A 9,590-nucleotide genomic window follows, 5' to 3' on the forward strand; every position below is an offset into this window, starting at 1 on the left:
CCTCCATCCCGATCCATGGCCCACCATACCCACCAGCCGTCCGCCCATTCCTTAAAAACCTACCCCCGAAAGGGGTTTCATCCCCCTGCACCCCCTAATATTCATTTTGTGGATTGTTTTTATTTGTACTGATACCCCAATTCTAAACCTAATTTTTCAAGGTAATCGCTCTTACTAAAAAGCTTCTCGTCCACCTAAAAAGCTTCTCGTCCACTGAACACGGGTGAGGGAAGTACTATTTTAGGCTTGGTCGACCAACTTGTGGACGAGTTTGCGCACGAGTTCTGGATCGACGTGTGATTCGACTTGGGCATGGCCAATTTTGGTGGGCAGCACCCAGCGCACGCTACCTTTGGCGCGTTTTTTATCCAAGTTAAGGGCTGCCAGCGCGGCCTCGATGTCTAAATCGCGCGGCAAGGCGGTGGGCAAATCTAAGGCTTGCAATAAGGCGCGTTGGCGCTCAGCATCGGCGTTCGTCCACATGCCAAGCTGCACTGCAAGGTTGGCGGCAAAGGTCATGCCAATTGCCACTGCTTCGCCATGCACATAGCGTTTGTAGTGGGTTGCTGCTTCAACAGCTTGACCCAGCGTATGGCCATAATTGAGCAGCATACGCTCGCCAGTTTCGCGCTCATCGCGATTGACCACGCCAATTTTAACCGCCGCCGAACGCACCAACAACTCGCTGGTGATATTGGCGGGCACATCATTGAGGCTGGCTCCTGCACGCTCCAAATCAGCAAACAACACTGCATCAGCAATAACCCCATGTTTGACGGCTTCGGCCCAACCTGCGGCTCGTTCACGGCGAGGCAAGCTGCTCAGCACTGCATCATCAATTAAGACCAAACGTGGCGGATGAAACGCGCCAATCAAATTTTTGCCGCGAGGGTGATTAATGCCCGTTTTGCCCCCGATGCTGCTATCGATCATCGCCAAAATGGTGGTTGGCAACTGCACAACCGCGATGCCGCGCAAAATCGAGGCCGCGATAAAGCCCGCCAAATCGCCAACCACGCCGCCGCCGAGCGCCAAGACTGTATCGCCACGTTGTACGCCATTTTCCAGCAGCCAGGTGTAGAGTTCGCCAGCTTGTTGCCATGATTTGCTGGCTTCTTGGGCCGGAATATCGTAGCGTTGGCAGCTAAAGCCTGCATTCTCCAAGGCTTGGATTACGGTTGGCGCATACAGCGGCCCAACATGAGTATCGCTGATCAGCCAGCATGTGCCAGTCAAACCAAGATTAGCAAGTTCGTTGGGCAATGCTGCCAGTGCGCCGCTTTTGACATAATAGCGGCTGTTGAACGAGCTAAATACTTCGCTGGCCTGTGGTTTGCCGACCAAGCCCCAAGCCCGAATCAGTTGCTCGACCACAATCTGCGGCGCTAAACCATCGGTTTGGATTGTCCAGTTGGCGAGCGTGCTGTAGAGTGGTAAGCGCTCGGCCAGCTGAATAACCAACTTTTGGCTCACATCGTCGGCCAGCAATGGTCGCGGATTGTTTGGATCATTGCTGAGGCGTTGAACCAAGGTGCTGATGGCGCTGGTGAGATAAACGCACCAAGCTTGTTCGCGCAGCAATTGGCGATTAACTTCACGCAAAACGATGCCGCCACCGCATGCGATGACGGCCTGTTCGGTTTGTAAGGCTTGCACCAAGGCCGCGGTTTCGCGTTCGCGGAAGCCAGCCTCGCCTTCGTCGCCAAAAATCTCGCTAATGCTTTTTTCTGCGCGCTCAATAATCAGTTGATCTAAATCGATAAAACGCCAGCCGAGGGCTTGCGCCAAGCCTACGCCAACGGTGCTTTTGCCTGCGCCGCTCGGGCCAATTAATGCAATCGATTGCCCAGATGGTTGCATGGTTGTATCCTTCCGTTACCACTAATGCCAAGCTTGGCATCTCATCTGGAGCGAATGGTAGCACCTTTGGCGATGCTCAGGCAAATTGGGCGATTAAGAGCTGAACGCTGCTCGTTGCAGTGGCTTGATCATTGTCACCAAGCGCCACGATCACCAAGAGAATCAAGAGTATAATAACCACCAACAAAATAAAAAAAATCACACCACGATCCACAATCCAACCTCCTTCGAGTGTGAAACTGCCGCGCCTGTGGGTTTGTTTGCTGCTAGCGCAATGATGCCTGATTCGCCAAGGAGTCTCTAGATGTGCAGATTACGAGTGCATTACGTAGGTATCGCAATATGCCGAGGAATTCCTGAATGGCAACCATAACTTTGCGTGAGGCATTAATTGAGGCCGCCAACCAATTGAGCAGCGCTTCGCTGACCCCGCAGCTTGATGCGCGGGTGTTGTTGGCCCATGTGCTCGGCCTTGATTCAAGCCAAATTTTGGCCCGCTTCAACGAGCACCTTGAGGCCGAGCATGCCGCCGCTTTTCAAGCCTTGATCGAACGCCGCAATGCCCTAGAGCCAATCGCCTACCTCATCGGCGCGCGCGAATTCTATGGCTTAACATTTAACGTCGATCAACGGGTTTTGGTGCCGCGGCCTGATACCGAGATTTTGGTCGAGCAAGCACTGACGTGGATTAAGCAGCAAAACCGGCCTTTGGTGGTAGCCGATATTGGCACTGGCAGCGGTTGTATTGCGGTGGCGGTGGCCAAACATGCCCCCAATATCAAACTGTATGCGGTCGATCTTTCGCCTGCTGCCTTGGCGGTGGCTCAAAGCAATGTTGAGCGCCATGGCCTGCACCAGCAAATTCAGCTGATTCATGGCGATGGTGTGAGCCAACTGCCTGAGCCAATCGATTTGCTCTTGAGCAACCCGCCCTATACCTTGCTCGATGAAATTGAGCCTGGCGTGCGCTTGCACGAGCCAACGCTGGCGCTCGATGGCGGCCCCGATGGCTTAGATTGCTATCGTCAATTGCTGCCAGCAACCGCCACAGTTTTGCGCCAAGGCCAGCCAACCGCCGCCTTGTTTGAGATTGGGGCTTGGCAAGGGCCAGATGTGGTTGCGCTTGCTCAAGCCAGTTTTCCTCATGCCACAATTCAGCTGCTGCGCGATTTAGCAGCCCGTGATCGCGTGGTGCAGATCGAGCAAGCCTAGCGCGCGCCGAAGTTGGCTGTCCAATAGATTTTATAGGTTGTATTTGGATTGCGGGCGATGCCAATGCCAATTTCCGTCACATCGGCGGAGAGCATATTTGTGCGATGGCCAGGGCTTTGCATCCACGCATCAACCAAGGCTTGAGCATCGGTGTAGCCAGCCGCCAAATTTTCGGCCCAAGCCCGCCAAGTGTAGCCAACCCGCTGCATGCGTTCGCCAGCGTTGGAGCCATCGCTGCCTGTATGCTCGAAGAAGTTATTGCGCGCCATATCATCGCTATGAATTTGGGCTGCTTGGTTGAGGGTTGGGTTGATCGTCAGCGCACTGAGGCCGTTTTGGCTGCGCTGGCGATTAATCGCCTCGACCAAGGCCGTGACTTCGCTGGGATAGCTGGGGTTTGTCGCGGGCTTGAGTTCTGCGCCCAACCGCCCAAGCAAAATGCCCTTGGCTTCGTGATTTTCGAGCCGAGCGCGTTCAAACCATTGGGTCATGACCCAATCGCCGTCGGGATTTTGCTCAAGGCGTGGCTCGGTGAGCGGCAAGCCCAACAAACTCAACGATTGCTCGTAGGCATTCAACGCGTCGTCAAGCAAGCCATGATTAACCCAATAACTCAGATATGGTTCACAAACCGAGCGCCCAGTTTCGTTAAAGACTAAACAGCCTTGGGTTGATTGATTGGTTTTTGGGGCGTTGCGCCAGTTGCCATGGCGTTGCTCGTAGATTTCGGCTCCCAATCGCCCAAGCAAAATATCGTATGGTGCTGCCAATTCGGGGTGCAACTCAAAGCGTTGGCGCTCAAAATATTGGGTCGTAAAGTTTCCATTGGCGGTTGTTTCGCTTTGAGCAGGCGAGAGCGGATAGCCAAAAACCGCCAAGCCGCCGTTTTGTTGCCAATATTCCAAAAAGCGCCCGCTAATACAATTGCTAATGCCTGGTACATCGGCAAAGCAGAGCTTGGTTTGCGCCGCAGTGCTTGTGGGGCGTAGGCTTAAACTGCCAAAAATCAACAGGAGTAGCAATAAAAAACGCAAGTGCATCATTGCTCCTTGGTACATGGTTTGGTATCAGTCCTTTCATTGTAGCGAGCTATTGCTTGAATTTGCGGGGTACTTTGGGGCTAAAAGAGGCTTGAGGAAATTACGCTACGTAATAGTTCGTCAGTTGGGTGGCAGCATGTTTCCTCAACTCCAGCCCGCTCCTTACAAGGGTAGGTTTTGAGCGATTGGTCGGCGGTGGAGCGTTCCCTCGCCCACGAAAACGCGGGCGAGGGTGAGCACCAATGTTCACCGATGAATGACGCAAGAACTACCATAGAAAAGCCCCTCGCCCGCCGCGTGGGAGAGGGGTTGGGGTGAGGGGATCAGTACGATTGGCAGATTTAAACCGGCCATGACCTTTGTTTTTACAGCGCTTTTGCGGCATACTACACAATCAAGCTACGGGAGATCAGGTTATGCAACGCATTGGGTTTCCAACCTTCACCACACCATTGATTGGCCGCGATGCAGATGTTGCAGCGCTTGTGACACGTTTGCGGCAATCGCCAACTCGTTTTACCACGTTGCTAGGCCCAAGTGGCACTGGCAAAACTCGCCTTAGCATTCAGATTGCCGATCGCTTGCACCATGAGTTTCGCGATGGCGTGGCCTTTATCTCACTGGCAACTCTCGCTGACCCCGATTTGGTGATTCCGACGATTGCCCGCACGTTTGGCTTGGCTGAGCGCGGCAGTTTGCTCTACGAAGAAGCGTTAGTGCAATTTTTGCGCGATAAGCAATGCCTAATCGTGCTCGATAATATGGAGCAGGTGATTGCTGCCGCGCCGCATGTGATTGGCTTGCTCAGCCAAACCGAGCAGGTGCGCGTGCTTGTTACCAGCCAGCAGGCCGCCAACGATCCCAACGAGGAAGTTATTCCAATTCCACCATTGGCGATTCCGCTTGGCGGCGGCGCGGTGCAAATTGAAACTATTAGCATGAGTCCAGCGGTGGCCTTGTTTTTGGATCGGATTCGGCGTGTGCGGCCAGAATTTATGCTCGATCAAGCCAATGCCTTGCATATTGTCGAGATTTGTCGGCGCTTGCGCGGTTTGCCCTTGGCGATTGAGTTGGTTGCAGCCCATAGCGATACCTTGCGGCCCGCCGATTTGCTGCTGTTGTTGCGCAATTATTTGCCTGCTGAGCAAAACGTGGGAGCCGCGCCAGCCCCCGAGCAAGTGCTGCACCCAGTCTTGGATTGGTGCATTTCCTATAGTGTGCCGGCGATTCGCTGGTTGTTGCCGCGTTTGGGCGTATTTCAGGGCGAATGGACGCTAAGCCAAGTGCAATTATTGGCCAACGAAGCTCCCAATGCGATCGATATTGCCAAAACCTTGGATGCAATGGTCGCCAAAGGGCTATTGCTGAACAACGCCGCCTCGGAAGAACCAACCTATACCATGCTCGATACGATTCGTCAATATGCTGCGCGTCAGCTCAAACGCGATCCCAAACTTGATGCTGCTTGTCACGCTGCGCATGCCAAGGCCTTTCAACAATTGGCCCTGGATATTGATGCGGGCATTCGCCAAGGCCAAGGCATGGTTTGGCGCAAACACCTGAATCAAGCCATGCCCAATATTCGCAGCGCCTTGCAATGGCTCTATCAACAACAACGCTACAGCGATATTGCGCGCTTTATTGCGAGCATGGTGCTGCCGTTGTATCAACAAGGCTATATCCGCGAAGGATTAAGCTGGATTGCCCGTGTTGGAGCGCATGCTGCTAGTTTCGAGCCGCAAATTCAGCTGCATTTTGGCTATGCCAATGGCCTGTTGTCGTATGCGATTAGCGATTATCCCTCGGCCTTGCAGGCTTATGGCCAAGCGCTACCCCACGCAAAAACGCTCAATGATTTGGATTATCAAGCGCGTTTGTTGAACAATCAGGGCATGATTTACGGTGAGCAAACCAATTATGCGGCTGCCCGCGAGGTTTATGAAGCGGCGTTGGCAATTCGCCAGCAACAAGCTAATGTTTGGGGCGAAGCAATCATCTTGAACAATCTTGGCTCGATCGCGCAATTCCAAGGCGATCACCAGGCTGGCCGCGATTATTTTCAAGCCAGTTTGGCAATTTATCAACAACTCGGCGACCTGATGAGCCAAGCTGTCTCGTTTCAAAATATTGCTACAACTCAGCTGAATCTGGATGAATATGCTGAGGCTGAGCAATTATTTCGTGAAAGCATCGCGATTCATCGCCAAAGCGAAGAATCATCGCCATTAATTATGGCTTTGTATGGCTTGGGCTTGGCCTTGCTGCGCCAAGCGAGCAGCAAACGCAGCGAAGCAGGCGATGTGTTGCACGAAGCAGTGACAATGGCAGCGCGCTTGAATGTGCAACGCTCGTTGGCCATTGCCTTCGAGGGCTTTGCAGAATGGCTTGCCCCCGTAAACCCGCAGCATGCAGCCTATTTGGTTGGTGGAGCAGCAAGCTTGCGCCAAGCCTGCGATGTTGGCTATTCGAGCGTTAGTTTGCGCGACGTGGCTAATTTGCGCGAGCAACTTGACCAGCGTTTGGGCCAAGCAGCGCGCCAAGCAGCCGAAGCCACTGGCGAAGCGCTAAGCCAAGCCGAGCTATTGCTGCTGGTTACTCAAGCCTGAGCTTGCTCCAAATCCAGCAGCCATGTGCGCAGCAATGCGGCTAATTGGCTGTGTTGATCAGTGCTCAAGCTGGCGATTAGTCGCCGTTCGTTAGCAAGATGGGCCTCGACCGCCTGATTAATTAAATCCAAACCCTGCGCTGTGAGCTGCACCAACAAGCTCCGCCGATCGTGCGGATCGGCGATGCGTTCGATCAAACCGCGGGCTGCCAAGCGATCGAGGCGGTTGGTCATTGCTCCTGATGAAAGCATCAGCGTATTGAACAAGGCGGTTGGGCTGCGCTGATAGGGCGCTCCCGACCGCCGCAAACTTGCCAGCACATCAAATTCCCCGCGTTGTAAGCCAAATTGGCTGAATACCCGCGCCAATTCAAGGCTCAAATGCTGCTCCAAACGCGCAATTCGCCCAATCAAGCCCATCGGCGTAGAATCAAGCTCCGGTCGTTCGCGCTGCCACTCGGCAATAAAACAATCCACTTGGTCTTGCATAATATATCTCGATCTAAAGATACTTGACATGAAGATAAATGACGTATATCTTGATGTCAAGACAAATTATCAATACCATCAGAATAGCACAGCCAAGGCACTGATGGGATTTAGCGAAGGTGGCGGCGATGCAACGGCTTTGGAATATGCTTTTAACGGCGATTGCGCCAATGTTATGGGGCACGACCTATATTATTACGACCGAGTGGCTGCCAGCCAACCGACCCTTGTTGGTGGGTGTGATGCGGGCCTTGCCGATTGGCCTGATCTTTTTGGCGTGGGGCCGCCAATTGCCCAAAGGCATTTGGTGGTGGCGCTCGTTGGTGTTGGGCGCGTTGAATATTGGCTTCTTCTTCCCATTATTATTTATTGCTGCCTACCGCTTGCCTGGTGGCATCGCCGCTACCTTGGGCGCATTGCAGCCGTTTATTGTGGCCTTTTGGGGCTGGATTGTGCTCAAAGAACGGGTTACTTCGCGCTTGCTGTTGATGGCGGGTTTAGGCGTTTTGGGCGTGGCGATGATGCTGATCAGCCCACAGGCCCAGCTTGATGCTTGGGGCATGCTCGCAGCGTTTGGCGGCGCGATGCTCTACGGCGTGGGCATTACGCTGAACAAACATTGGGGTCGACCAGTGCCATTGATGACCTACACGGCCTGGCAATTGGTAGTTGGCGGCTTGATGATTGTGCCGATTGCGTTGTTGATCGAAGGCATGCCACCAGCTTTTACACCAACCAACTGGCTTGGTTTTGGCCTGATTGGGATTGTCAATACTGGTATCGCTTATCTTTTCTGGTTTCGCGGCATCGAACGCCTGCCAACCACCACGATGTCGTTTTTGATTTTGCTCAGCCCCGTTTCGGCGACGATTCTCGGCTGGTTGGTGCTCGATCAGCGCTTGAGTTTGTTGCAAATGCTGGGTGCGTTGGTCGTACTGGCGAGCATTATCTTCAGCCAAATGCCAAATCGCAAGCCAGCCCAGCGTTTGCAGGTAGTACAGAGAAGTTGATCCACGAAGGCCACGAAGGCTAGAAACCGCGAAGAACGCGAAGTGCGCGAAGGCTATAGACTTTTGGCTATCGGAGTGTTGTTTGAAAAAACGATCCTTGTTCCGATAGCCCAGAGCCTCATTTCTCTGCGCCTCTGCGTTAACGGATTGATCCACGAAGGACACGAAGGGCCACTAAGAACGATTTTCGCCACAGATTTTCACAGATTGTTAGGATTATGTTCTATGCTCTATGTTCTATGTTCTTACAACCTCATATTCAATTTCCAATCCTAAATCACCCGACCCTTGGCAATGGTCTGGTCCTCAGCGCGCAACACAAATTCAGTGCCGCTGGGCAAGGCTTCGATATGCTTAGAAATGCCATATAGATCGAGATGGCCGCGCACTGGCTGGCCAACCGTGACCGTTTGCCCTTCTTCAAGCATTAACAGGCGTTCTTTGCCATTCAGCTTATAATTCTCACCCTCAAAGAGTGTGCCATAGGTAAAACCTAAATATCCTTTCAGGCTTTCTTTGGCATTGACAATTCGTCTGACCTCAACGATTAAGTTTACTATTATCGATCCGTAACTAGTTTTAAGGGGCTGAATGTCTTGGCCCGTGGCAAGAATTGCATTGTCTAGTTGTGAAGTTGCTTGCCCATCATTCGCATAAATCTCATGAATAATCCACTCATGATGCTGACTTAGCCGCGGATATATGTTATTTGGCGGTTGATGCAGCATATCTGAACGAAGGCTTGCTTGTATCGATAGATGTTTCTTTTGGCGCTTTTTTATCTGAATAAATTGATCAAATCGTGAAATATGGATTATGCCTTGATGCAAATCATAAGCATTTAAGTGTTTGCCATACAATAACGAGTAATATCGCGACGGATTATTAATCGGCGCTTGTAAAAACGTTACCTCAACCGGCAGATCATAATGTACTCGTTTGCGAGCAGATCGCTCTAAATTCAAAATTTGGGTTATATGGCCTGTCCCCTCATGTTTAGATCCTCGGCGAATCCAAAACTTTCTGCCAACCGCCATTTCTCCCAGTTGATAGTGGGGGTTGAGAAACGCAAAATCGGCTAGGATTGCCCCACTTGGCAATAGCGTGCGATTGTGCTCTTCACTGAAGCGAATATCCCAGCCTTGATAAGAATCGGGACTAAAATGTAACTCGCCATGAGTGAAGCCTAATGCCATGAGCAAAGCGCGCTCAGGATCTTCGTGCTCGAAGATAATTTCAGCCTCAACGTCATACCTACCATCCATGCTCATCTGTCTCTCCTCTTACTGCATGACATCGATTGCTCCTTGGAACTAAAAAGCTGACTCCATCAACGCTATCCGCTATGATATGGATGCTTAAACCTTAATCCTA

8 protein-coding genes are annotated in these 9,590 nt (G+C 52.2%); 3 read left to right on the forward strand and 5 right to left on the reverse strand.

The features are described from left to right. Positions 1-240: 240 nt before the first annotated feature. Together aroB and JOD20_RS25925 are read right to left on the reverse strand one after the other, a co-directional pair. Positions 241-1,860, reverse strand: coding sequence for a 3-dehydroquinate synthase (aroB, locus tag JOD20_RS25920; protein WP_204758068.1), 1,620 nt, complete (start codon positions 1,858-1,860; stop codon positions 241-243). Between the two features lie 76 nt (positions 1,861-1,936). Continuing rightward, on the reverse strand, positions 1,937-2,074 hold the full coding sequence (locus tag JOD20_RS25925) for a hypothetical protein (RefSeq protein WP_204758069.1): 138 nt from the start codon (positions 2,072-2,074) through the stop codon (positions 1,937-1,939). Positions 2,075-2,229: 155 nt separating this feature from the next. On the opposite strand from JOD20_RS25925, the gene prmC reads away from it, so the two are divergent. Next, entirely contained in the window at positions 2,230-3,072 is an 843-nt protein-coding gene (gene prmC, locus JOD20_RS25930; RefSeq protein WP_420828966.1) for a peptide chain release factor N(5)-glutamine methyltransferase, read from the forward strand. Here prmC and JOD20_RS25935 read toward each other — a convergent pair. Beyond that, complete coding sequence (locus tag JOD20_RS25935; RefSeq protein WP_204758071.1) at positions 3,069-4,112, reverse strand: CAP domain-containing protein; 1,044 nt, start codon at positions 4,110-4,112, stop codon at positions 3,069-3,071. The two genes, prmC and JOD20_RS25935, sit on opposite strands and share 4 nt — an antisense overlap. 416 nt (positions 4,113-4,528) lie before the next feature. Here JOD20_RS25935 and JOD20_RS25940 point away from each other — a divergent pair, with 416 nt between their 5' ends. Further along, positions 4,529-6,718: an ATP-binding protein gene (locus tag JOD20_RS25940; RefSeq protein WP_204758072.1), complete on the forward strand. Its 2,190-nt coding sequence runs from the start codon at positions 4,529-4,531 to the stop codon at positions 6,716-6,718. On the opposite strand, the gene JOD20_RS25945 is transcribed toward JOD20_RS25940, so the two are convergent. Beyond that, the gene (locus JOD20_RS25945) at positions 6,709-7,206 is read right to left on the reverse strand and encodes a MarR family winged helix-turn-helix transcriptional regulator (RefSeq protein ID WP_204758073.1); all 498 of its coding nucleotides are present in this window, start codon (positions 7,204-7,206) and stop codon (positions 6,709-6,711) included. The genes JOD20_RS25940 and JOD20_RS25945 overlap by 10 nt on opposite strands. Positions 7,207-7,334: 128 nt before the next feature. Here JOD20_RS25945 and JOD20_RS25950 point away from each other — a divergent pair, with 128 nt between their 5' ends. Then, positions 7,335-8,216, forward strand: coding sequence for an EamA family transporter (locus JOD20_RS25950; protein ID WP_239584091.1), 882 nt, complete (start codon positions 7,335-7,337; stop codon positions 8,214-8,216). 272 nt (positions 8,217-8,488) lie between these two features. Here JOD20_RS25950 and JOD20_RS25955 read toward each other — a convergent pair whose 3' ends face one another. Next, positions 8,489-9,487 (reverse strand): hypothetical protein, encoded by a 999-nt coding sequence (locus JOD20_RS25955; RefSeq protein ID WP_204758074.1) that lies wholly within the window; start codon positions 9,485-9,487, stop codon positions 8,489-8,491. Between the last annotated feature and the right edge of the window lie 103 nt (positions 9,488-9,590).

Origin of the sequence: Herpetosiphon giganteus, assembly GCF_016907925.1 — a bacterium.
Taxonomy (GTDB): domain Bacteria; phylum Chloroflexota; class Chloroflexia; order Chloroflexales; family Herpetosiphonaceae; genus Herpetosiphon; species Herpetosiphon giganteus.